This window comes from Nocardia miyunensis NBRC 108239 (assembly GCF_001613065.1).
In the GTDB taxonomy this organism is placed as follows: Bacteria; Actinomycetota; Actinomycetes; order Mycobacteriales; family Mycobacteriaceae; genus Nocardia; species Nocardia miyunensis.
The window spans coordinates 493,256-517,598 of the sequence record NZ_BDBQ01000001.1 but is presented as its reverse complement, the minus strand read 5'-3'; the positions used below and the strand labels follow the sequence as shown (position 1 = coordinate 517,598).

Genomic DNA, 24,343 nt, shown 5'->3' with positions numbered 1-24,343 from the left:
AGCAGCAGCTCATTGCAGCTCGGTCGAAGGCTTGTCCCAAAAGTGGGTTGTTCGATCAGTTCGTTCGACCGGCGCCGAAGCCGGAACCGCGGTCAACGACCTGTGCTGCGAACGCCGCGGCTACCGCACGCCGGTCGACCTTCCCCGATCCGGTGAGCGGCAGCTCGTCATACTGGATCCACCGGTCGGGAATCGCGTAGTCGGGTAGCAGGGGCGCGAGGTGCCGTCGCAGCCCGTCCGGGTCGTACCTCGCACCCGGCCGCAGAGTGATCGCGGCCGCTACGCGTTGCTGCAGTATCGGGTCCGGATAGCCGAAGACCGCCGCCTCGCGAATGTCGCTGGACCGGGCGATGCACGATTCCACATGCGTGGGCAGGATTTTCTCGCCGCCGCGGTTGATGACGTCGTCGACGCGGCCGTCCAGCCACAGCAATCCGTCCGGGTCCAGGTGTCCGACATCGCCGGTTCGCAGCCATTCGCCGGCGAACTTCTGCCGGGTCAGGGCCGGCTGTCGCCAGTAACCATCCATGCGCGTCGTGCCGCGTAGCCATACCTCGCCCGCAACCCCGGCGGCGACAGGGGTGTCCGCGTCGTCGACTACCGCCACCTCGACTCCCGGCAGTGGATATCCGACAGATTCCCCCTTGGTGAGGACGAGGTCGGCGGGCAGGAAGGTGCAGACCGAGGTGAACTCACTGAGTCCATAGGCATGCACGAGCTGGAGGTGTGGGTGTCGCTCGCGAAGCTCGCGGCTCCACGACCCCGGCATGGGGCTGCCTCCGTACATGATCACCCGCAGTTTTGCGAACACCTCATCAGCGCCCGGCGCCACCATCAGCATCCTGATCATGCTGGGGACCGCCGCGAGGAACGACACCGGCCGTACGCCCAGTTCCTCCACCGCTCGAGTGGTGCTGTACCGAAGCAGCAACCCGGTTGACCCACCGGCGACGAGCAGGTGCGCGAACTGGTCGACGAATCCGGTGTTGTGGAACAGGGGCACCATGACCAGTGTGCTCGAGGAGGAGTCCGAGTCGAAGTAGGCAGCGAACGACCGCGCCATGGTTACGAGCGCGGAGTGGCCGATGACCGCGCCCTTCGGGGTCGCGGTGGTTCCGGAGGTGAAGCTGATCAACGCTGCGCCGCTCGGGCTGCACGCCGCTACGCCGGCCACACCGGCCGTGGCGGCGGGCAGCTCGCTGGCCTCGCGCATCAGGACCGCCAGCTCGAGGACACTCGTCGGGTTGCCGACGAGGCCGTCTGCCACGAGCTGTCGGTGGTCGGCGTCGACCAGGATCAGTCGAGCCTCGAGCAAGTCCGCCTGCACACGTAGCTGACCCGGACTGATCCGATTGTTGGTGGGAGCGACAACCGCGCCGATCCGCTGGACAGCGAGGAAGGCCGCGATCCAGCCGATGGTGTTGGAGCCGACCAGCATGACGCGGTCCCCGGCCGAGATATCGCGAGCCCGCAGCAGCACCGCAAGCCGATCGACCAGTTGATCCAGATCATCCCAGGTCAGAGCCTCGCGCTCCTGATAGAGTGCCACCCGGTCCGGCGTGGTGGTCGCCCAGAACCGGAGGTAATCCGGCAGCGTCCCGAGCTGCGGAATTCCCGTCACGTCATCGCGAGCTGTCGTCATCGAGCTGCTCCCTTCTGCCCATGCCGTCACAGCAGAACCTGGATGCCGTCTGCGAAGCCACCCAGACCCTGGCCGATCTTTTCGAAGGCGGGGAGTGCGACCTGCCACGGCAGTACCTCCGGGCCCCAGGCCCCCGCCGCCGGCGCTTCATCCAGCATGACAAGTGCGGCCACGGCTGCGCCGAGGCCGGTTGCCCGCGACATCACGGCGTCGTCGGTCAGGGCCAACGCGCCCAGGATCTCGCTGCCGCGCAGGGCCTGGACGAGCACTGCGGTCGCGGCGTGCGAAGCCGGCTTCTTATCGGCGCGGGCATCGTGGCGGGCCCAGAGCAGCTTCCACAGGAACTCGGCCGGCTCGACCTCGTGGTCTCCTACGGGGATTTTGATGTCGGTGTAGCCGAAGCCAATTCGTCCGAGGCTGGAGAACGCCGCGTTCGCCCAGGCAGGCTGGAGTGCGCCTCTGCACCCGGCGTAGGACAACTGCGGGAAGTGACGGGAGAGCAGCAGCGGCTCCGGGTGGGCCGTGCTGTACGCCTCGACGTCACCCAGCGGGGCCGGGAATCGATATGTCCGAGAGGTACTCGGCGAGAAGCCGGGAGTCTGGGTCCACGCCCCATCCGACCAGACGGGGCACGGGCTCACCGCCATATGCAGCATGTGCCGCAGAGGTGCCAGACCGCCGGGATCCGTCTCGTGGGTCACCCAAACCACCTGGATACCGTCTGCTTCGGCATGCTCAGCCAGGAGGCGGGCAGCGAACCAGTTGGAGACCCCGGGAGAAAGTCCAGCGCCCGTCACGAGCGAGACGCCCGCGGTCAGGGCCTCCTGGTGCAGCGCGATGATCGTCTCGGTCGCCTCGAGGTCGTCACCGATGTCCACGTAGTTGGCGCCGGCCGAGAGCGCGGCCTGGGCGACGGCGTCGGAGCCGCTGAAGAATGGTCCCGACAGATTGATCACGAGGTCGACCCCGGCCAGGGAGAAGTCCGCGGCGTTCACATCGGAGACGCGGGGGCTCACTCGATCCGGCGCGAGGGCGGCGGCACGATTCACCGCGTCCGCGGACCGGTCCAGCGCGATGAAACGTGCCTGGGGCAGCTGCTCCAACAGGATGTTCAGGGCGCTCTGGCCCATCTGGCCGACTCCGACGACGGCTATGGTGGTCACATCAGACTCCTACGAACGAATTGTTGTTAAGCAATCATGTGTCCGCCTCTGCGGTTAGTCAACCGGGCAGGCATGGAAGCGGAAGTTCAGCGAAAATGCTTGACAAGACAGCTGATCGGAGTCATATTTGGCCGACCTTAACGAATGTTCATTCACAGAGGATGTGCACCACTATGACCTCCAGGAACACCGGCGTGAGCGGTCCGGTGGAGCGGTCGCCCGGCTACGGGCCGGCTGCCGATTGGCTGTTGGAGGTGGCCGAGGCCGGGAGGCGGGATTCGGCCGACACCTCCACCGCGCCGCGCAGCGACACCCGTGAACGAATCCTGGAGGCGGCGGTCGAGATCTTCGCCGACCGCGGCTTCGACGGTTGCAAGATGGGCGACCTCGCCGCGGCGGTGGGCATCAAGACTCCTGGGCTGTACAGCCACTTCGCCTCCAAGGAGCAGATCCTCTCCGAAGCCATCTCGCGCATACTCAACGACTTCGTTGCGTATGTCGCGGCCCCGCATCCGTCGGCAGGCCCGGTGGCCGATCTGCGCATCACGGTCGAACGCCACGTGCTCTACCAAATCGAGAACATGAGGGTCGCGAAGGCGACCGACATGCTGCTCAACCGGACGAGCACCCGAAAGTTCCTCCCGGACAACGAATTCGAGTTCCTGCTCGAGGTGCAGCGCTCCTACTTCGAACTCGTGCGTCATTACGTCCGCGCGGCGCTGCCCGAGGGATCCGCGGTGGACGTCACCGTCGCGACGATGGCGATCGTCAACATGTGTGACCGGGTGACGAGTTGGTACGACGGCAAGGGCAGGCTCACCGCCGATGAGGTCGCCGACCAGTACTGGCAACTGGTCCGGTCGATGCTCGGCATCCCGCACAATTGAGAGCAAGGAACGATACGTGATGGACAACCGAATCAGCGTCTTCGGCACCGGACTGATGGGAAGCGCATTCGTCAGGGCACTGTTGCGTTCCGGGTTCGAGGTGACCGTATGGAACAGGACACCCGAGCGTTGCGCCCCGCTGGTGTCCGAGGGTGCGATCCTCGCCCAGTCCCCCGTCGCGGCGGCCCAGGCCACCGATACCCTGCTCTTCCTTGTCCTCGATCAGGACGCGGTCGAGGAATTACTCTCCGGCATCGACGTATCCGGCCGGCGAGTCATCAACTATGTGACCGGAGCCCCCGCGGACGGCCCCCGCATCGCCGAACTCGTCACCAAGGCCGGCGGCCAGTACCTCGACGCCGCGATCGCCGCGTACCCGGACGACATCGGCCAGGAAGGTGCGCTGATCTATTACGCCGGCAGCCGCTCGGCCTGGAATCAGGTGCAAGATGTCCGCGCGGCGCTCTCGGGATTGTCGCCGTATGTGGACGAAAACCCCGGTGCCGCGAACGTCATGGATGCGGCCTGGGTCGCCTGCTTCCATTGTGTGGCGCTGGGCGGATTCCACGAGGCAATGTCGTTCGCCCTCGGCCAAGGGGTGAGCATCGAGACCATCGCGGGTGGTGTCGACCATTTCCTGGGGCTGCTCCGCGACATCATGTTCGAGGCGGTCGAGACGATCAAGTCGGGTGACTTCTCGACGGACCAGGCCACGCTCGACGTCTATCTCGCCGGCACCTCCACCATGTTGAAGGCGATGGTCGATTCCGGCGAGCGTGCCAGCCTGATGGCGGCGAATGTGGCCAACCTCGAGACGGCGTCGAAGGCCGGCCACGGCCCGCAGAGCCTGTTCGCGCAGCTGCTGACCATGCGCGCCTGACCGGGTTCCGGCAACACCCGAGCCCCTCCGGACCCGAGCCCGGAGGGGCTCGGGTGTGTCCTCAGTGTTTCCTCGCCTCGAGGACGGTACTCTATAATTTGTCTGGATCAAATGACTAACACTGGGAGAAGGCGCTTCATGGCTCGGGTACCTGCGGATCAGAGGCGGCAAGACTTCATCGAGGCGGCCGTTCGGGTGATCGCCGAGCAGGGCATGCGGGGCGCCACGACGCGGCGCATCGCGGAGGCCGCCGACGCTCCCCTGGCGACCCTGCACTACTGCTTCCATACCAAGGAGCAGTTGTTCTTCGCCGTCTTCGAGTACATGTCGGCCAGCGTCCTGGAGCAACAGGTCGATGTGGCGCCGACCGAGAACGATCTGGCGGCCACGGCCATGCGCATCGTGAAATCGACGATGGAGTGGAGCTTTGCGCACCAGGCCTACACCAAGGTTCAGTTCGACCTCACGCTCTGGGCCACCCGTCAGGAAGGGAAGAACGCGGGGCTGGCGGCACGCGTCTACGATCTGTTCTTCGATGAATTCACACGGGTGCTCGACGCCGCGGTGGGCCCCGGTGACGACGAGTCCATAGTCCGTCCGCTCGCCAGGCTGCTCATTGCCATTCTGGACGGGCTGTCGCTGCAGTGGATCAGCCATCATGACGCTGCTCAAACCCGCGCCGATGTAGCCCTCGCGTGCGAGATGATCAACGCGTTCCTCGCCGCGCCGCGCCGGTCCGCAGAATTGGCATCACCTGGGCGGACCGCGAACTGATCCGCGGCCCGGTCGACGCCGGTCGACTCGTCCCATCGGCCGGGCGCATCGAGTCAACGGTTCATCGAAGTCAAGGGTTCATCGAAGTGAAGGCCACGCGTAACTCGCGGGCGGCCTCCGCGATGGCCTCGGTGGTTCGCGCGAAGGAACCGACCTCGGTGAAAAACCCGTGGAAGACGCCTGGGTATCGGGCGAGGGTGGCTGGCACGCCGTCGGAGCGGAGACGTTCGGCATAGGCCTCCGCGTCGTCGCGAAGAACGTCGACGGCGGCGGTGATGACGTGCGCCGGCGGCAGGCCGGTCAGCGACGCCGCCGCCATCGGAGAGATGAGCGGGTTGCGGTGATCTCGTCGGTCCGGGGCGTAGAGCGACATGAACCACCGGGCATCCTGGGCAGTGAGCAGCGGTGCGTCGGCATGTTCCGACCAGGCCGTGCGATCAGAAGCGAAATCGGTTGCCGGATAGGCGAGCAGTTGGTGGACAGGGAGGGGGACGTCCCCGTTGCGAGCGGCCAGGCAGACGGCGATGGCGAGGTTCCCACCCGCGCTGTCGCCACCGATCGCGATCCTGTCGGAGTCGATGCGTAACTCTGGTGCGCGGTCGTGCAGCCAGGCAAAGGCGGCCACACAGTCATCCAGAGCGGCTGGGAACGGGTGCTCAGGGGCCAGCCGGTAGTCCACGGACACAACGGTGCAGTTGGCCTGATTGCACAGCTCGCGGCACAGCGAGTCGACTCCGTCGAGGGTGCCCAGAGTCCAGCCACCTCCGTGTATATAGAGGAGCGCCGGTTGGACCGCGGCCTCGGCCGTTCGGTAGATCCGCACCGGGATCGCGTGGAATTTCGTGTGGATGAAGCGGTTTTCGACCACGCCGACCGATGGTGACGGCGAATCGCTAGGGGGCGTGGTCAGCAGCTCCCGGACAGCCTGCACGCCGAGGGTATGCAGCGGACCCGGCAGTAACGACTGGAAGGCGGCCGCGGCCGCGTGGGCATCCGGGTCGAGCATGCGAACTCCTCGGGGTGGTGTCGGATGGGTGACCGCTACCGCCGGGCGGAAGCCGCGGTAGCGCGGCTCCCGCCCCGAGGGCTGTATCGGGCGACCCAGGGGCTTTACAGGCCGAGGTGGTGGGCGATCTCCTCGTAGTTGTTCTGCCAGAGACCCGGGGAGCCCTTCGGATAGACCGACCGGAAGCCGATCAACTTCTGGACCCTCGGTGAGAGCGTCTTGGCAAGCTCGAGGTCGATCAGGAACGGGTAGGCCTCTTCCGGGGTGAGAAAAGCCGGTTGCAGCGGGATCGTGACGCCGCGGCGGAATTCGTTCTCGGTGACGTTGGCGCCGCCGCCGTGCACGACCTTGCCGTTGAAGAAGATGACATCACCTGCCTTCATCTCCGCCGGAATGGTCATCTCCGGGGTGCCCCGGTTCTCGTAGTCGTCCCAGTGGTTGCTGCGCGGGATGACGCGTGTCGCGCCGTTTTCCTCGGTGAAGTCGGTGAGCGCGATCAAGAAGTTGATCATCACCATCGGGCCCGCCTTGCCCATCGTGACGGCGAAGTGGTTGTTCTCGAGGTCGCGGTGCAGGATCTGCGCCTTGTTGCCGGGGCCGATCTCGATGACCTGACCGGTGGTCAGCCACCAGTCCCCGGACTCCTCCCGGTAGACGGCCTCACCCAGGGCGTGGAGCAGATCATGGTCGATGATCTCCTCCCGAAAGGTCTTGCTGATGGTGATCAGGTTGGTCAGTCGCTTGGTCTGGTTGCCATGGAAGTCGGCCACGAATTCGTCGGAGTTCTTGGATCCCGCATCGAGGGCGGCCATCGCCGGCTGGATTTCGTCATTGAACCGGCGGACCTGGTCGGCGGTCAGAAACTTCTCGATGATCAGCCCACCGTCGGCGTCGAGGATCTCGAGAATCTCGGCGACGGGCGTGTCCTTTGAGACCCGTCGGAGTGTGGCGGTTGCCGCCACCGTCGCGTGTGCGCTCATGCGTTTCGCCTTACCAGTCGAGGGCTGCGACCCATTCAGACCAATGATGGAGTGGGTCATTTGATTATGTCGTTTGACTAGAATCGGGGGATCGGGCGAGTCTGTCAAGCGATCCGTTGCACCCTTGACGCCTTCCGGGGCTCGCAGTCTATGATGTTCAATTGACTTGATCAATTGACTGTGTGGAATGAGGCCACCCGCGAGCCCGACCACTCCGACCACCATGCCGCCGACGTTCTCGGGGTTGATGCCCGGCTACCGGGCCGACTCCCGAGCGATAGGAAGTAGTCACCCCCATGCACAGTGCCCAGCACTTCGACGTCCTGATTGTGGGTGCCGGCCTCTCCGGCATCGGAGCGGCTGTACATCTCCAGCGACAATCGCCCGGACGCTCCTTCGCCATCCTCGAGGGCCGCGACAATGTGGGGGGCACGTGGGATCTGTTTCGTTACCCCGGGATCCGTTCGGACAGCGATATGTACACGCTCGGCTTCGAGTTCAAGCCATGGACCCAAGACAGATCGATCGCATCCGGCTCCTCAATTCTCGACTATCTCTGGGACACGGTCGGGGAGCACGATCTGAAACGGTGCCTCAAACTGGGGCACAAGGTCGTGCGAGCCGACTGGTCCAGCGAGAGCGCTACATGGAATCTCCAGGTGGAGCACCTGGGTGAGACCCTGAGGTTCACCTGCAACTTCCTGTTCATGTGCTCGGGCTACTACAACTACCGCAAGGGGTACTGCCCCGAGTTCCCCGGTCGTGACCAGTTCCGCGGAGAGGTGATCCACCCGCAGCATTGGCCCGAAGACCTCGACTATAGGAACAAGCGGGTCGTGGTCATCGGCTCGGGAGCCACCGCGGTCACGCTCATTCCGAACTTGGCGGAGTCCGCGGCCAAGGTCACCATGCTGCAGCGATCACCGTCGTACCTGGCGGTCGACAGTGCTGTAGACCGGACCGCTCTTCGGCTGCGCCGTGTGCTGGGCTCGAGGATGGCCTACAAGGTTATTCGGCTGCGCAATACCATGCGCCAGCAGTCCACGTACCGGTCGGCCCAGAAAGACCCCGAAAAGTTCAAGGCCGGGCTCTTCGCCGCCGTTCGTGCCGCTGTGGGGCAGGAGTACCTCGACAAGCACTTCACCCCGACGTATCAGCCCTGGGATCAGCGTGTGTGCCTCATTCCCAACGGTGACATGTTCCAGGCGATCGCCTCCGGCAAGGCCGACGTCGCGACGGCGCATATCGAGACCTTCACCGAGACCGGCATCAGGCTGGACTCCGGGGAGGAACTCCCGGCGGACATCATCGTGACGGCAACCGGACTCGAGTTGGTCACCTTGGGTGAGGTGGACTTCACGGTGGGCGGCGACGCTGTGGACTTCTCCCGAACCTGGACCTACAAAGGTCTCGCCTACTCGGGCGTGCCGAATCTGGCATCGGTGTTCGGCTATGTAAACACGTCATGGACCGTGCGGGCCGAACTCGTGGCCAAGTTCGTGTGCCGGGTCCTGAACCATATGGAGTCCACGGGCGCCTCGACGGTCACCCCTCGGCTGCGGCCCGAGGACCGGCGCATGCGGCGTGGCCCGTTCGTCGAAGGCTTCTCCTCTGGCTACTTTCAGCGAGCCAATGGCGTACTCCCTGGCCAGGGAGATCGCAGTCCCTGGATCAATCCGCAGAACCATCGGGCCACGAAACGGCTGCTCACCGGCCGCGTCGACGACGGGGTCCTGAAATTCGAGTCCCACTGAATGTCCGCAGTTCCATTGACAGGACCGCACGTATGACCGAACATGGTCATACGATCCAGTCAAACGGTCCAGACCGTATAGCCACGATCCCGAAGGAGCAGCCCGGTGACTGCTTTGCTCGAAAGCATCGACGTCGAGGACGACGCCACACCGTTCGCCCGGTTCATCGTGAGGATCCTGCGCTGGGCATCCGTCGACGTCGATGTCGCACCGCTCACCGCGCTGGACTCCTACACCGTCCACGTGTCCGACGACCGCACGCCGCAGTCGGCAACAGTGGTCTTCACGAGTGCGGGAGGCTGTGTCACACGTGGCCGCCGCGGCGACCCTGACGAGCGTGTGACCACGGATGGAAACGGCTTTCGTGCCGCCGACGGCGCCGAGCCGAGCGAGGCCCTCGACGTGGTTCTCGCCCTGCTGAATCCGACTCTGCCGACTTGGCGCGAGGCCGCATTCCTTTTTTGGGAAGCGACCCGCAAGCGTCCCGGCATGCCGGCCACGCTGACGATCTCGTGCTCCACGGACGACGACTCCCTCGTCCTGGGGCAAGGCGCGCCGCCCTACACGATCCATGGTTCGGCGGACGGGCTCGCCCGCGTCCTGACCGGCGCGACCCCGTTTCTCGACGCCGTCTACGACGGCTCGATCAATGTCCGGGGCACCCTACCGCAGCTTTCGGTGCTGGCCGGGGCTTCCAACCAGATGAGGTTCGATGTCTGAGGAGATCAAGCACTGGCTCGAGGAACACGCCATCAGGCAGGTCCGGATCGAGGGCACGAACCTCGAGGGCTCATTCATCGGAAAGACCGTGTCCCCGGCCAAATTCCTGTCCGGCCTGCGCGGTGGCTTCGCCTTCGCGGATGTGGCCTTCGGGCTCGATATGTCCAACGCGCCGCAGTTCGGGTTCGCCATGCCGACGTGGCGGGGTGACCTCCTCGACGTCTTCCTGCACGTCGACCCCTCGACACTCGTCGAGTGGAGCCCCGGCAAAGCCGCGGTCACAGGCGATTTCCACGACGCCGGCGGCCGGCCCATCTCGGCCTGCCCACGGGCCACTCTGCGACGCATCACCGATGCGCTGGGCGGCCTCGGCTATGAGGCCAAGGTCGCCGTGGAGATCGAGGCGACCCTCTTCGAGGAGCCCATCCACCAAGCCCGCAAGCAGGGATATCGCGACCTCACCCCACTGGGAGGTACGGCCGGTTCTTGCTACCACCTGGCCAAGTCCGCGGACTGGGAGCGCTACATGAGCACCGTGGTCACTCGCCTGGACGACCTGGGTATCCCGTGGGAGGCATACAACGACGAGGCGGCCGTCGGTCAGGTCGAGTTCAACATCGAGCCCGCCGATCCGGTGACCACCGCCGATCATTGGGCGCGCACCCGTCAGGTGATGCGCGAAGTCGCCTTCGAACTGGGGCACACCGTGACGTTCATGGCCAAGTGGTCCGACGAATACGGCCAGGCCTCGCACCTCAACGTCTCCCTGCAGCGCGACGGGGACAATGCCTTCTACGCCGAAGCCGGCCCGTCATCGACGATGAGCCACTTCGTCGGCGGCCTCATGGCGACCCTGCCCGCGGCGACCTGCTTCGCTCTCCCGGGCATCACTTCCTATCGGCGGCTCGTCGATCTGTCCGGTCCGCCGACGACCCAGACCTGGGGGATCGCCAACAAGTCCGCGGCCATCCGGGCTGTCGTCGGCCACCAGTCCTACTCGCGAGTGGAGTACCGGACCCCGGGTTCGGACTCCAACGTCTACCTCGTCCTGGCCGTGATTCTCGCCGGCGGCATCGCCGGGATGAAGAACGCCATCGAGCCGCCCCCGCCGTTCACCGACATGGCGTGGTGTCTCCCCCCGGGGACTCCTCGTCTGCCTGACACCATCTCCAAAGCCGTTGCGGCGCTGCGTGCGGACAACCTACTGGCGGACATGCTCGGCCAGGAGTTGATCGATTACTGGGCAGGCACCCGGGAGTGGGAATGGCTCCAGTTCCACACCACCGGCGACGACCTCGATAGCGGGCTCACCGCGTGGGAGTTCCAGCGCTACTTCGAGTTGCCATGACCACCCGTGCCGCGGCGGCGGTCCTCTATCAGGCACCGGGAAAGCTCGAGAACGTCACAGTGACGGTGGACGACCCAACCCCCGACGAGGTGTTGGTGCGGGTGACGAACGCGGGGCTGTGCCATTCGGATCTGCACGAGATGGACGGGACTTTCGATACCGACCCGCCCATCCTGCTGGGGCACGAGGCCTCCGGCGTGATCGAGGCGGTGGGCGCCAACGTGCGCGACCTCCGCGTCGGCGACCATGTTGTGTCGTGTCTATCCGTCTTCTGCGGGTCCTGTCGATTCTGCACGAGTGGCCGGCTCACGCTCTGCGTCAACCGGCACCAGCTCTCGCATGAGCGCCCGCGCCCGCGGTTGACCGACGACCAGGGCAGGACGGTGCGCCCCACCGCCGGCATCGGCTGTTTCGCCGATGCCATGGTGGTGCACCAGAACGCGCTGGCCGCCATCTCCGAGGCGATGCCGTTACATACCGCGAGCATCCTGGGGTGTGCGGTGACGACCGGACTCGGCGCCGTCTTCCGGTCCGCCCGGGTCACTCCCGGAAGCACCGTCCTTGTCATCGGAACCGGTGGCGTCGGCATGGCGGCCATCCAGGGCGCCCGGATCGCGGGTGCTTCGCGGATCATCGCGGTCGATGTGGTGGCCGCCAAGCTAGCGGAGGCCAAGGTCTTCGGTGCGACCGACGTGGTCGACGCGCGTGAGCACGATCCGGTCGAGGCGGTACGTGAGTTGACCGGCGGCGGCGTCGAGTTCGCCTTCGAGGCCGTCGGGAATGCCCGGACCGTGGAGCAGGCGTTCGCCGCTCTGGCTCCCGGCGGCTGCGCGACGGTCATCGGCATGGTGCCGGACGGCTCGGCGATCAGCATTCGCGGCGCGGAACTGTTCCTGCAAGAGAAGCGGTTGCAGGGCTCATTCATGGGCTCGAACCAGTTCAAGACCGATATCCCTCGGTTCGTCGACCTCTATCTGCAGGGGCGTCTACGCCTCGACGAGATGGTGAGCCGGCGCGTGCCGCTCGAGGACATCAACCTCGGTTTCGAACTCATCGGGAGCGGCCGCGTCACGCGTGTCGTCGCCGACATCGGAGGCTAATTGTGCGACCCCTCATCGCGATCACCGGGCGGCGGCTCAGCGCGGCAATGATTCAGCGCATGGATGCGCGGTTCGCATCCCGGGAGATCGACTTCTATTTCAGTGATTACGCCGCCTGCGTCCGGCGGGCCGACGGAATCCCGGCCTATCTCCCCTACGAGGCGGGGACCGCCGAGGCCATCCGGCGCTTCGACGGCCTGATCGTGACCGGCGGCCAGGACATTCACCCCGGTCGGTGGGGCGGCGACCAGTCCGTGATCCCCGCAGACGCGGATCCGCGCTACAACTCCTCGGCCCACGACACGTCGCGCGATGCGTACGAGGCCGCTCTCATCTGCGCGGCGATCGACGAGCGCATCCCCGTGCTGGGAGTCTGCCGGGGCCATCAGATGCTCAACGTCGCGCTGGGCGGCCGGCTCGTGGACGACCTGCCGCCGTCCGAGCTGTCGCACTATAGCGCCGACGCCGCTCCCACCGACGGCGAGTCGGACCACGTCGTCACGTTCGCGCCGGGCAGCACGCTGTACGGGGTGTACGGCCCCCAGGCTCGGGTCAACTCCTGGCACCACCAGGCCGTGGACACGTGCGGTGCGGACCTGGTCGTCACCGCACGGGCGCGGGACGGAGTCGTGGAAGCGATCGAGATTCCCGGCCGGGAGGTCGTCGGGGTGCAATGGCACCCCGAATGGCAGTCCACGCCGGATCCCCTGTTCGAGTGGCTCATGCGAGCTGCCGCGGCCTCGCGCCGGAACAAGGCGCGCATCGACGAAACCACCCACCAGTTCGCCCGCTGACGACAACAGGAGCCCCCGATGTCCCATCCCACTCGCACCGACCTGTCCGCTTGGCTGGACCTATGGAACCACACCGATCTCCCCACCGCGATGTGGATCGACGGCGAGTACCGGGCGGCCCGAGGTGGCGCCTCCGCTGCGCTCGTCACCCCCCGCGACGGAGGAGAGATCGCACGCTTGCCCCTGGCTGCCGAGGCCGACGTCGATGACGCGGTTCGTGGCGCCCGCACGGTGTTCGAGAAAGGTATATGGTCCAAACTCCCACCGCGCGAGCGGGGCGAGGTGCTGCTGCGCTGGGCGGATCTGCTCGAACAGCATCGCGACGAGATCGCGCTGCTGGTCTCGCTGGAGATGGGGAAGCCGATCTCCGATGCCTGGGCGATCGAGTTGCGCACCACCATCGGGGTCATCCGCTGGTACGGCGAACTGGCCGACAAGCTGATGGACGAGTCGCCCCGCGGGCGGGAGGGCTCGGTCGCGCTGGTCACCCGCGAGCCACTCGGGGTCGTAGCCGCCATCACACCCTGGAACTTCCCGATGACGCTGGCGATATTCAAGTTGCCGGCCGCTCTGGTGGCCGGCAACACGGTCGTGCTCAAGCCGGCGAGCCAATCGCCCCTGTCCGCGCTGCGCGTCGCCGAATTAGCGGTCCAAGCGGGTATGCCGGCCGGGGTGCTGCAGGTCATCACCGGCAGCGGTCCCGTCACGGGTGCCGCCTTGGCACTGCACCAGGACATCGCCACCCTGACGTTCACCGGCTCCACGGAGGTCGGCAAGCAACTGCTGCATTACGCGGGCGACTCCAACGCCAAGCCTGTCTGGCTCGAACTCGGCGGCAAGTCCCCCAACATCATTTTCCCGGACGCGCCCGATATGGCCGAGGCCATCCGCACCGCCGCATGGGCGATTTCGTTCAACAGCGGGCAGATGTGTACTGCCGGCTCGCGCTTGGTCGTGCACGAGGACGTGCGCGACCAAGTCGTGGAAGGAGTCGTCTCGCACCTGCGGAGCCTGAGGATGGGAGACCCCCTGGATCCGAATACCGAATTCGGGCCGTTGGCGAGCAGCCGGCACCGCGACGATGTCCTGCGGGAGGTCGCTAAGGGCATCGACAGCGGGGCCACGCTCGTCACAGGCTCCGCTGACGCCCCCGACCGTCCCGGTTGGTTCGTCGACCCGGTCGTCTTTACCAACGTGGACAACTCCGACCGCTTGGCCCAGCACGAGATCTTCGGTCCCGTCCTGTCGGTCATCTCCTTCCGCGACGAGGACGAGGCCGTGCGCATCGCCAACGACTCCGACTACGGTCTGGGTTCGGCCATCTGGACCGCGGACCTGAGTCGCGCCCACAGGCTGAGCCGAGAGATCGATGCTGGCCTGGTATGGGTGAACTGCTTCGAGGAGGGCGACTATTCGGTCCCATTCGGCGGCCGCAAACTGTCCGGGCACGGCGGCGACAAGAGCGTGCACGGTCTGGAGAAGTTCACTGCATTCAAGACCACCTGGATGAAGCTGTGAGAGACCAGGAGACCGGTTGCCACACAGATAACGGGGCCGATTCTCGCACCGCATGAGGGGCGCTGCCGAAAGTCGGTTCTGGGCTCGCCACGGACAACATGGCTGTTGTCCGTGGCGCCCTGGCAGGCCATCGAGTGCGGTTGATTCGCACCCGGCCGGTAGTCGAGGGCCCGCGCCATCAGCACACGGGCCGCCAAGGTCACGACACACTACCCGAATACCTGGATGTCGGGCCAGCCAGGTGGCGAGGGTATGGGAGGTCTGGTCCGGCAGCAGATCGACCGGACGGTGGGTACGCATGTCGATGGCCACGGTGCCGTAGACATGGCCGCGGCGGATGGCCCAATCGTCGACACCGACCTCCACAAGCTCACCGATTGTGGCAGTCGGATCGCGCGCACGAGAGCCAACAACGTCGACCGTGACACCTCCACCGCCAGCTGCCGCGCCATCCTCGCTCCTGGGCGGCCACCCATAGCGAGCCCGACACGCGTCAGCAACTCGGCCACCGGCGGACTGCGCCGCTGATACCGAGCAGCCAGCCCTGCGACCTGCTCGGATAAGGTTCTGCGCTCGCAGTGAGCAGCCCCGCACCGAAACCGGTGCACCATCAGCCGGATAACCAATTCCCGGCCCGCGACGGCCAGATCCACGATCGTGCGCCGGTAACGGCTGTGCACCACCAACGAGCGACATCCACACCGCGTGCACTCCGCCGAAGAACCACAGCTCGACGCATCGAACACGATCCGCCCGCTCGGCGCAGACACGCCGTCGAGACGAACTCCTGATAAATGCGGAAAGAGCAGGCTCACAAGGCTTTTCGCGACGTCACCCAACACCACGAACTGCGTCAATCCGATCAGCCTGCGCGACAGTGGGATCGACACGCACCCGATTATCAATTCCGGCCAGACCCAGATCCCGATGACCGTTGACAAAAGGACTGGACTTTCACAAAAATAGTGTCTGACCTGCAGTTTTATTCTCCCCCATCTGGATTTGAACCAGAAACCTGCCGTAAGGGTTCGGGGTTTTCCGGTGTTCACCCCTGATCACGAGCAGTACGATACGGCTGCCTACCTGCGGTTATAGTGAAAAGACGCGCACATTGGGTCACGGAAGATCACCCACGGTCACCCGGAAGATTTGGGGTAATTTTGGGATGGGTTGAATAACTACACCCCGTCGCTGCCTGTCAGCCTGCGTTCCGCATCGGCCCGGGCCGTGTCGCAGGTTCGCGCCCCCGGATGGACAACACCAGGCGAGATTCACGGGCTGATCGTTGATGGAGTAGTCCTCCGGCGCAGTGTGAACTGCGCGGTACGACTCGGAGTCTGTGAGGAAATGTTCACGAGGGCGTCGACGTTGCCGAAGTACTCGGCATCCTCAAGCGGATACAGCAACGTTGCGGGACAGGACGTCTCGCGCTTCGTTCCATTTAGCGACCGGGCGGCCGACTTCGTTGGCGACCTCGATGACCTTCTGTACCATTTCAGCGTTGGTCATGCCGACATTACGCAGTGGGTCTTCCTGTCCGGTGCGAATGTTGCCGCCCGTCTCGATGGCGTGCCGCAGCAGGTCGGTGTCGAGGATCTCTCCGCCCATCACGGAGACGAACCACGGAAGGTTCGCTCCGTCGAGCATGTCGACGTAGATATCGAGAGCTTCCTTGGTCGGTGGCACTCCGAAGGTGGCACGGGATTGTTTGGCACCCCAGGCCGCACCGCCCGCGAAGTAGAACTTCGCATAGGTGCCGGGTACGAACTTCCCGGCCGCGCCCAAGGAACGCACCCAGCTCAGGAATCCTGGGTTGAAGATACCGAGGGAGGTGGGGACGCCGAACTCCTGTGACAGCTCGACCATTTTGGTGGCCTGCTCGAATGTTGTGCCGCTGATGATCGACCCGGACAAGAGCCCGTTCTCGTCGGCGCGGCCGTGCTCGGTGGTGCCCGGGTCGAAGGCGAACATGGTCATCTGCCCGGACTCGTGCAACGGGCGCAGGTGACGCATCTGCTCCTCGACCTTGTGGCCGGGCATGTACGCCGGGTAGAGCAGCGCACTCGGGTATTCGGTGAGGATGCTCCGGTTGATCTCGATCACTTGGGCGATGGCGTCGTCCAAACCGAGGGAGAAGTCGTGATGAATATGGACGATGCCTGCTCCGGCAGTCAGGCAGTTCCTGGCCTCGGCCACAATGTATTCGGTGGATTGCTCCTCGCCGCCGGTGTTGGCGACGACGGGTGACATGGCCGTTTCGATGACAAGCGGCTGGTCGATCTGGGAGTTTTTGCTAGTCATGGTTTTTCCTTTCTTCGGATTCCAATGAGCTGTTCCTGACCGGCACGAACAAATCGTCGCTGAGCATGTGAATATTGATCGCGATAGTCGTTGCCAGTGAAACCTCTTCGTCGTGACCGAAGGATCTCCACGCAACACGCACCGCCGTCAGGACGGCAGCTGCCGCGAACACCATCCGCTTCGAGCGCGGATCGAGTCCGAGCCGCGAGGCCAGGACCTCGCACCAGTAGTCTTCGCTGTCGATCATCGTCTGCAGCCAGACGGCCTGAAAGGCGCGGTCGGAACCAAAGACCCGGTACATTTTCCGGGCCTCTTCCGGGTGCGTGGACGGCCACGCCTTGCTCCACACCGCCACGAACGAATCCTTGATCGGCTCGTCGGACGGCCGAGCGAGAAATTCCGCCGCCACGCGCTCGGTACCTGCCATCAGGAACGGGCGAATGGCATCTTCCTTCCGCGGGAAATACCGGAAGAAAGTACGGTCCGAGATCCCGGCATAACGGGTCAGGTCCTTGACGGTTACATCAGCGGTGCCGTGTTCGATCAAATACTCGACGGTGGCCTGGGAGACCTCCCGGAGTGTCCGCCGTCTCGACAGGGCGCGGGCATTCCCGTCGGTGGGAACGGTGCCCAAAGGTTGCGCTGTCAACGTCGATCCTCCTGCTGCGGCCGGCTCTGACCGACCGGTTGGTGTCATGGACCACGGTAGCGCAATATGGCAGAAACTGCCACTAAAGCTCTCCAGGCTTACGGAAGTCGAACGCTGCCTCGTTCTCTGAAAACCTGTGCGTTACAATATAATTCGGCGCAATGGGCAACCTATGGCGGTCTGATGGCGTGGTCAACGGACAAGGGGTGTGGCAGTAACTGTCAGTCGAGTGATGCCGACTGCCTCGGGACGAGGGGGAAGGATGCGCGGGAGCGGTAGTTGCTGTGTGCGGCCGGAGGCTACGGGCCGGTGGTCGGATGATCTTGCGGTAGCGACCGGTCGGGAGTGCGAGCCGGAGGCCGGTGGAGTCGGAGCGGTTGCCGCTGACTTCGACGTCGGCGACCCGGTTCTGGAAGGTCTGATCTGACTGTCTAGTGCAGGTTGCTCGAGCCGCGCTGCCTTCTGTATCGGTGGTTTTCACAGCGGACTTTGGTCCGCTCCTGTCATTTGCTAGCGGTAATCAGCGCCTTGATCTAACGTCTGTGTCACTAATCACAATCCTCATTGGAACTGCGAAGGATCGTCGTCGATGCAGCATCTAGTCTTCCTATTGCTCGGACTCGGCAACGGTGCGGTGTTCGGAGCGCTCGCGTTGGCGGTCGTTCTCACGTATCGAAGCTCCGGTGTGCTCAACTTCGCCACCGGTGCCATCGCGCTGTACACGGCGTACGTGTACGCGTTTCTCCGGCAGGGTCATCTCCTGCTGCTGATCCCCGGCCTGCCCGACACCGTGAGCCTCGGGGGACCGCTAGGTCTCGCCCCCGGATTGATCATCGCGCTGTCGATGGCCGCCGGGCTGGGATTGATCTTGTACCTGTTGATCTTCCGGCCGCTACGGACGGCGCCACCGGTGGCCCGCGCAGTTGCCGCGCTGGGAGTCTCGTTGGTGTTGGCCGGACTCGTATCGCAGAAGTTGGGAACCGATCCGGTGTCGGTCGATCCGATCTTCCCCGCAGACCTGTGGCAGAACGGGAGCCTGCGGGTCTCGTCCGATCGCGTGTACTTCGCCCTGACCATCCTCGTACTCGCCATCGCCCTGGCCCTGGCCTTCCGATTCACCAGATTCGGGCTGGCGACACGGGCGGCCGCAGAATCCGAGCGAGGCGCGTATCTCAGCGGTATCTCCCCGGACCGGATTGCCGCATACAACTGGATGCTCAGTTCCGCCGTCGCAGGCTTTGCCGGAATTCTCATCGCGCCGATCGTCCCGCTGGTTCCGGTGGCCTACACGCTGTTCATCGTGCCTGCGCTCGCGGCCGCCATCGTCGCTCGGTTCCAGTACGTGGTAGTCACAGTGGTGGCAGGCCTGGTGATCGGTGCCCTGCAATCCGAAGCACAGTACCTGCAGTCGGCCTTCGACTGGCTGCCGTCGTCGGGCCTGCCCGAGCTCATCCCGCTGATTCTCATTCTCGTCGTGCTCGTTGTGCGCGCCCGGCCGTTGCCAGGTCGCGGGGCCATCATTCTGCAGAGTCTCGGACGTGCCCCTCGGCCCCGGCACGTTCTGGTGACGACCCTCGTCATGGTGGTGGTCACTGTCGTCGGCTTGATCGTGCTGCAGGACCGGTTCAAGAACGGGCTGATCGTCAGCCTCATCATGGGGATAATCGCTCTGTCGATCGTGGTGGTGACGGGCTATGCAGGGCAGGTCTCGTTGGCACAGTTGACGATTGCAGGCGTGGCGGGCTTCAGCCTGGGGCCTATCGGCAACTCGCTGCATATCCCGTTCCCCCTTGCCCCGTTGCTCGCGGCCCTGGCCGCCGCTGTCCTGGGTGTCGTCATCGGCCTGCCTGCTCTGCGGATACGCGGGCTCACCGTGGCTGTCGTGACGTTTGCGCTGGCATTCGCGCTGGAGGCGTTCTGGTTTCGAAATATCGACTTCGTGGGTTCGTCCGGCGTCGCCGTACCGTCACCCACGTTGTTCGGATGGGACCTCGGTATCGGTGCGGGCCTGGAGTATCCACGCCTGCGGTTCGGAATACTGTGCCTTCTCGTCCTCGTCGTCGTTGCGGTGTTCGTCGCGCAACTGCGCCGCAGCCAACTCGGATCGCAGATGCTCGCGGTTCGCGCCAACGAACGATCGGCAGCGGCCGCGGGCGTCAGCGTCGTGCGGGTCAAGATTCTCGCCTTCGCGATAGCGGCGTTCATCGCCGGTCTCGGCGGGTCTCTGCTGGCATATCAACAGCAGACCGTCACATTCGACTCCTTCTCCGCGCTGGGCGGTCTCGCGTTGTTCGGCACCGTGTATCTCGCTGGTGCCACCTCGGTGTCGGGCGGACTACTGGCCGGTATCACCGCAGTCAACGGCCTGTTCTACATCGTTGTCGACCAGGTGTTCTCGGTCAGTGGTTGGTACGCGGTCATCTCCAGTGTGTTGTTGATCTTCACGGTCGTTCTCAACCCCGAAGGCATCGTCGGCCCCGCGCATGCGTTGTTGGCCAGGCGGCGCGAGGCCGCCGATCTGGCGGCGGGAGGCGCAGACCTGGCAATCGGATCGGCAGCGACCGAGGACATCGACCTCGGGTTCGAACGGCGCGCGTTCGACCCGGACGCGCCGTCTGCACTTCAATTGCGTGGAGTATCAGTGCATTACGGCGGGGTCGTCGCGGTGAACGACGTGTCCCTCGGCGTGCCGACAGGTGCGATAGTCGGCTTGATCGGGCCGAACGGTGCGGGTAAGACGACGTTGATCGATGCGATCAGTGGCTTCGCCACGCACTCGGGTGAGGTGATTCTCGGCAACGATTCCATCGACTCTCTCGTGCCGCACAAACGAATTCGAGCAGGCCTGGGCCGAACGTTCCAAGCGATCGAGTTGTACGACGACCTGAGCGTCTCCGAAAACGTGAAGGTGGGACTGTCGGCGGCCGGCCATCGCGACGAGCAGGCCGGCGGCATCCAACGCACAGAGCAGGAGCGCCTCGACGGGGTCTTCACATTGCTCGGCCTCGGGGCGGTGCGTGAACGACCGGCAGGTGAATTGTCTCAGGGGCAGCGACAGCTGGTATCCATTGCGCGGGCGCTCGCAGGCCATCCGAGCGTGTTGCTCCTCGACGAACCCGCAGGCGGCCTCGACACCACCGAAAGTCAGTGGTTGGGACAGCGATTGCGGGACATCAGGGACAGTGGCGTGACGATCGTCATGGTCGAACACGACATGGGATTGGTTCTGGGACTGTGCGATCGGATCCACGTACTCAACTTCGGTGAAGTCATTGCGTCCGGTAGTCCTTCCGAGATACGGGCGGATCGAAAGGTAGCCGAGGCCTATCTCGGAAGTACTCATGCGGAAGGAATGGCAACATCATGAGTGACACACTGGTCGACGCACCGTCCACTGCGAAGCAGGACGCAGTGCTCGAATGCCGCGGATTGATTGCAGGCCATGGGTCGGTCACCGTTGTTCGTGAATTCGATCTTTCGTTGTCGGCAGGGTCGGTGTTGGCCATTCTCGGCCCGAACGGCGCCGGTAAGACCACCGTGATGTCGACGCTCGCAGGCTTGATCCCGCGGCTGGGCGGCGATGTACTGGTCGCAGGCACGTCCCTGCCCAGCGCGAGGCCCGGAGCAGCGAACCGAGCCGGTCTCGTACTCGTTTCAGATGATCGCGCTCTGTTCACGAGTTTGACGGTGCGGGAGAACATTCAGATCGCCCGCAAGTCCGGCGGCCCCGATCTCGATGCCGTCTTGGATATGTTCCCGGCGCTGAAGAAGCGGCTGAAGGTGACCGCAGGAGCGATCTCGGGCGGCGAGCAACAGATGCTCGCCGTGGCGAGAGCTCTGGTTCAGAAGCCGAAGGTTCTGCTGATCGATGAGATGAGTATGGGACTCGCTCCCGTCATCGTCGAGGATCTTCTGCCGATGGTCCGCCGTATCGCCGATGAGACGGGCGCGGTGGTGGTGCTGGTGGAGCAGCATGTTCGACTCGCGCTCGAAGTTGCCGACGAGGCAATTGTCATCGTGCACGGCGATGTCCGCCTGCGAGGCAGTGCCGCGGAACTGTCGGCAGATCCGGAGATGCTCGAAGCGGCCTACCTCGGCGAAACCGAGTCGGCCGCAACCTGATCGATCCGACCCGTCACTACTTGCTGCCGGCTCTCGATCAGACGAGACCGGCTCTCCAAATCCCGATGTTCCGAAAGGACGATCAATGATTACAACAATCAAAAGGCGGCGTTCGTGGGTCGCGCTCGCTGCCACCGCGGCGGTGATTCCGATAGTTCTCGCTGGTTGCAGTAGCAGCGACAATGCAGGTTCCGGCGATACGAGCACCACCGGCACCGCCGCTCTCGGTACGGCAAACGCAGCTTCCGGAGCCCCGATCTCGTTCGGCTACATCAGCGACGGCAAGTCCGACGCCATCGACCAGAGCGACGAACTGAAGGGCGCCAAGGCCGCAATCGGCTACGCGAATGCTTACCTCGGCGGTGTCAACGGCCACGTCATCGAGCTGCGTACGTGTCAGGCGCTCGCCACTCCGACCCAGACGACGGATTGCGCCAATCAGATGGTCCAGGCCGGTGTCTCGGCTGTGATGGCCGGAACGTTGGCACAGTCGGACTCGGCAGTCACCGTGTTGGCCGCCGCGAAGATTCCCCTGCTGTTCCAGCAGGCCGCGAGCGCCGGTGCATTGTCCACCCCCGGTGTGTTCTCACTGACCAACCCGCTCAGTTACTTCGGCACGTCAGCCGGATATGCCAAGGAGAAATCGCTGAAGAAAGCAGTCGAGGTCGTCATCGACGTGCCCGGCGCGACCGGCCCCGCGAATTCATTGGGCAAGAAGGTGTTCACCAATGCGGGAGCCGACTTCTCGGTACTGGCAGTGCCGGCGGGAACCGCCGACATGACCCCGCAGATTCAGTCGTCTCTAGGCGGTCATCCCGGCCTGTACAACATTCTCGGAAATGCCGCGTTCTGCACCAGCGCACTGAAGGCCATCAAAACGCTCGGCGTGACCGCCGACGTCACAGTGGCCGACGTCTGCCTCGGCTCGGGCGGCTCGTCCATCGCGGGCGGGTACAAGGGCCTGAAGGTGATCACGACACTTCAGTTGGCAGCCAGTGATCCCGATTTCGCAGCATTTGCGGCGGCCATGCGCCAGTACGGGGACGGCGCCAAGGTGGGGCCGGTAGCCGGAGTCGGATATTCGGTGACGCTGGGCGCCATTCGCGCGTTGAATGCCGCGCGGATCACGGACACGACACCGGCAGGCACCCTGGCCGCGCTGAAGAGCGCTCCGGCGACGCCGTTCCCGCTGCAGGGCGGCGCCACCTTCAAGTGCGACGGTTCGGCAATGACCGCGATTTCACCCAACATCTGCAGTGCAACCGGCATCATCGCGGATTCGGACAAGGACGGGAAGCTCTCGAACTACGAGGTTGTCGACGGCTCCGGTATCTACAATTGAGTCAGTATCCGCAGCCGAGTCCGATCAACAGCCGACCCTCCGGCTGCACATGAGAACGGCGTCCACTTTCGACAAGGAAAGTGGACGCCGTTCTTTGTATGTCTACCCGCTGTTGGAGTACAACTTCGGGTCGGATGGAATGAGCTTGTAGTCCGACAGGACGCCGTCTTTGTTGGCGGTGGCGATGAGACCACTGGAGCCGCACATGTTGGGCGAGAGACCCATCTGCTTGCCGTCACACTGGAACTTGGCGCCCATGGCCATCGGATATTCGGTAGCCGGAGCCGCCTTGATTGCCGAAAGAACGCCTGCAGGGGAGAAATCGGTGATTTTTCCGGCGTTCAGCGCCGTCACGGTCGCCAGCATCGGCGAGTATCCGAACGCCGAGTTCGCCCGAACCGCTGCATGGTCACCGTACTTGCCCAGTACCGCTCGGAACAGTTTCGCGTCGTGGGTCGACGTGTCGAGGTCGGCGGTGGTGACCACGTGCGCGCCCTCGTAACCACCGGGAATGGATTTGCCACTCGTCGGAGAAATGCACGTGTCGATCATCGTTACAGCGGCCGTCGGGTCCACAGTCTTGATGGCCTTCATCGCGCTCGTACAGAAGCTGTCGTTTCCGAAGATGTGGTAGAGCTGCGGCTTGTCGGAGCCGGCCGCTGTGATCTGAGGTGTCATATCGGCCGTACCGGGAGCGATTGCTGTGATATCGAGAACGATGCCGGCGTTCTTGTACAGCAACGTGCCCGTGGTTCGCGCCGGTCCTTCGACTCCGGGAACGGCGATACCTATCAGCGCCGCCTTGTGGACGCCCTGATCCCGTGCGTCGGAAGCCGGTACTCCGTAGTAAGCCAGCCCGTTGTAGAGGCTGAAAACTCCCGGCGTCTTCTGCACCGCCTCGGTGGCCGAGCTGTGCACCAGCAGTGGAATTCCGGCAGGGGCCAACACCGAAATGGTTTGATCCACCTCCGCGAGTGCACCCTCCATGACTGCTGAGACCCCAGCGGTCACCATTTGATTGGCGCAATCGGTTGCGGCAGCGGGATTCTGGCGAACCTCGCACACCTTGACCTCGATACGGCGTCCCGCGAGACCACCGAGATAATCGTTGGCGTAGGCGGCAGCTGCTCGCGCACCCTTGATCTCGTCGGTGTTGTCGAGCTTGTCGCCCTTGCCGTCGCTGATGAACCCGATCGTGACCGGATCACCGCTCGCTGCATTCGGCGCGCCGAAGACTGCGGCGGAATCGGCAGACGTGGCTGCGCCCGTCTCGTCGGTGCCGGTCGACGAACCACAGCCCGCGACGGCCAGGGTGAGCACTGCGGACAGTGCCGCGACTGTGAAAGGTGTTGTTCTTCGGCGG

20 protein-coding genes are annotated in these 24,343 nt (G+C 64.5%); 12 read left to right on the top strand and 8 right to left on the bottom strand.

The window, feature by feature from the left end; genetic code table 11:
• Nucleotides 1-55: 55 nt before the first annotated feature.
• Nucleotides 56-1,642 (bottom strand): class I adenylate-forming enzyme family protein, encoded by a 1,587-nt coding sequence (locus tag NM2_RS02360; protein WP_084530388.1) that lies wholly within the window; start codon nucleotides 1,640-1,642, stop codon nucleotides 56-58.
• Between the two features lie 26 nt (nucleotides 1,643-1,668).
• Nucleotides 1,669-2,805, bottom strand: coding sequence for a saccharopine dehydrogenase family protein (locus tag NM2_RS02355; RefSeq protein ID WP_218025828.1), 1,137 nt, complete (start codon nucleotides 2,803-2,805; stop codon nucleotides 1,669-1,671).
• A gap of 173 nt (nucleotides 2,806-2,978) precedes the next feature.
• On the opposite strand from NM2_RS02355, the gene NM2_RS02350 reads away from it, so the two are divergent.
• From NM2_RS02350 to NM2_RS02340, 3 genes are all read left to right on the top strand, one after another.
• Entirely contained in the window at nucleotides 2,979-3,692 is a 714-nt protein-coding gene (locus tag NM2_RS02350; protein WP_067663110.1) for a TetR/AcrR family transcriptional regulator, read from the top strand.
• Between the two features lie 19 nt (nucleotides 3,693-3,711).
• Nucleotides 3,712-4,572 carry an NAD(P)-dependent oxidoreductase gene (locus NM2_RS02345; protein WP_067663108.1) on the top strand — a complete coding sequence of 287 codons (861 nt, stop codon included), beginning with the start codon at nucleotides 3,712-3,714 and terminating at the stop codon, nucleotides 4,570-4,572.
• A gap of 138 nt (nucleotides 4,573-4,710) precedes the next feature.
• The gene (locus tag NM2_RS02340) at nucleotides 4,711-5,346 is read left to right on the top strand and encodes a TetR/AcrR family transcriptional regulator (RefSeq protein ID WP_067663106.1); all 636 of its coding nucleotides are present in this window, start codon (nucleotides 4,711-4,713) and stop codon (nucleotides 5,344-5,346) included.
• A 70-nt stretch (nucleotides 5,347-5,416) separates the two neighbouring features.
• Here NM2_RS02340 and NM2_RS02335 read toward each other — a convergent pair whose 3' ends face one another.
• Nucleotides 5,417-6,352, bottom strand: coding sequence for an alpha/beta hydrolase (locus tag NM2_RS02335; RefSeq protein ID WP_067663102.1), 936 nt, complete (start codon nucleotides 6,350-6,352; stop codon nucleotides 5,417-5,419).
• A gap of 104 nt (nucleotides 6,353-6,456) precedes the next feature.
• Complete coding sequence (locus tag NM2_RS02330) at nucleotides 6,457-7,332, bottom strand: phytanoyl-CoA dioxygenase family protein (protein ID WP_067663099.1); 876 nt, start codon at nucleotides 7,330-7,332, stop codon at nucleotides 6,457-6,459.
• 296 nt (nucleotides 7,333-7,628) lie between these two features.
• Between NM2_RS02330 and NM2_RS02325 the strand changes: the two genes are divergently transcribed.
• The 6 genes from NM2_RS02325 to NM2_RS02300 all read left to right on the top strand — a co-directional run bounded on the left by NM2_RS02325 (nucleotide 7,629) and on the right by NM2_RS02300 (nucleotide 14,566).
• Nucleotides 7,629-9,086, top strand: coding sequence for a flavin-containing monooxygenase (locus NM2_RS02325; RefSeq protein WP_067663096.1), 1,458 nt, complete (start codon nucleotides 7,629-7,631; stop codon nucleotides 9,084-9,086).
• Nucleotides 9,087-9,191: 105 nt separating this feature from the next.
• Nucleotides 9,192-9,806, top strand: a complete 615-nt coding sequence (locus tag NM2_RS02320) for a hypothetical protein (protein WP_157120837.1) — start codon at nucleotides 9,192-9,194, stop codon at nucleotides 9,804-9,806.
• Nucleotides 9,799-11,154: a glutamine synthetase family protein gene (locus NM2_RS02315; RefSeq protein WP_067663090.1), complete on the top strand. Its 1,356-nt coding sequence runs from the start codon at nucleotides 9,799-9,801 to the stop codon at nucleotides 11,152-11,154. Before NM2_RS02320 ends, NM2_RS02315 begins: the two co-directional genes overlap by 8 nt.
• Nucleotides 11,151-12,254, top strand: a complete 1,104-nt coding sequence (locus NM2_RS02310; protein ID WP_067663088.1) for a Zn-dependent alcohol dehydrogenase — start codon at nucleotides 11,151-11,153, stop codon at nucleotides 12,252-12,254. Before NM2_RS02315 ends, NM2_RS02310 begins: the two co-directional genes overlap by 4 nt.
• A gap of 2 nt (nucleotides 12,255-12,256) precedes the next feature.
• Nucleotides 12,257-13,048, top strand: coding sequence for a gamma-glutamyl-gamma-aminobutyrate hydrolase family protein (locus NM2_RS02305; protein ID WP_067663086.1), 792 nt, complete (start codon nucleotides 12,257-12,259; stop codon nucleotides 13,046-13,048).
• 18 nt (nucleotides 13,049-13,066) lie between these two features.
• Entirely contained in the window at nucleotides 13,067-14,566 is a 1,500-nt protein-coding gene (locus NM2_RS02300; protein ID WP_067663083.1) for an aldehyde dehydrogenase family protein, read from the top strand.
• Between the two features lie 209 nt (nucleotides 14,567-14,775).
• On the opposite strand, the gene NM2_RS52880 is transcribed toward NM2_RS02300, so the two are convergent.
• From NM2_RS52880 to NM2_RS02285, 3 genes are all read right to left on the bottom strand, one after another.
• Entirely contained in the window at nucleotides 14,776-15,312 is a 537-nt protein-coding gene (locus NM2_RS52880) for a transposase family protein (protein ID WP_369690294.1), read from the bottom strand.
• A 643-nt stretch (nucleotides 15,313-15,955) separates the two neighbouring features.
• The gene (locus NM2_RS02290) at nucleotides 15,956-16,867 is read right to left on the bottom strand and encodes a 3-keto-5-aminohexanoate cleavage protein (protein WP_067663076.1); all 912 of its coding nucleotides are present in this window, start codon (nucleotides 16,865-16,867) and stop codon (nucleotides 15,956-15,958) included.
• Nucleotides 16,860-17,516: a TetR/AcrR family transcriptional regulator gene (locus tag NM2_RS02285; protein WP_169816087.1), complete on the bottom strand. Its 657-nt coding sequence runs from the start codon at nucleotides 17,514-17,516 to the stop codon at nucleotides 16,860-16,862. The genes NM2_RS02290 and NM2_RS02285 overlap by 8 nt, the downstream gene beginning before the upstream one ends.
• A gap of 589 nt (nucleotides 17,517-18,105) precedes the next feature.
• Between NM2_RS02285 and NM2_RS02280 the strand changes: the two genes are divergently transcribed.
• The 3 genes from NM2_RS02280 to NM2_RS02270 are packed head-to-tail and all read left to right on the top strand — an operon-like array spanning nucleotide 18,106 to nucleotide 22,980.
• Complete coding sequence (locus NM2_RS02280) at nucleotides 18,106-20,883, top strand: branched-chain amino acid ABC transporter permease/ATP-binding protein (protein ID WP_067663070.1); 2,778 nt, start codon at nucleotides 18,106-18,108, stop codon at nucleotides 20,881-20,883.
• On the top strand, nucleotides 20,880-21,638 hold the full coding sequence (locus tag NM2_RS02275) for an ABC transporter ATP-binding protein (protein WP_067663067.1): 759 nt from the start codon (nucleotides 20,880-20,882) through the stop codon (nucleotides 21,636-21,638). The genes NM2_RS02280 and NM2_RS02275 overlap by 4 nt, the downstream gene beginning before the upstream one ends.
• Nucleotides 21,544-22,980, top strand: a complete 1,437-nt coding sequence (locus tag NM2_RS02270) for a type 1 periplasmic-binding domain-containing protein (protein ID WP_084530382.1) — start codon at nucleotides 21,544-21,546, stop codon at nucleotides 22,978-22,980. Before NM2_RS02275 ends, NM2_RS02270 begins: the two co-directional genes overlap by 95 nt.
• A 102-nt stretch (nucleotides 22,981-23,082) precedes the next feature.
• Here the strand turns inward: NM2_RS02270 and NM2_RS02265 are convergent, their stop codons facing one another.
• A complete protein-coding gene (locus tag NM2_RS02265; protein WP_169816086.1) occupies nucleotides 23,083-24,300 on the bottom strand; it encodes an ABC transporter substrate-binding protein in 1,218 nt (405 codons plus the stop codon).
• Nucleotides 24,301-24,343 lie beyond the last annotated feature (43 nt).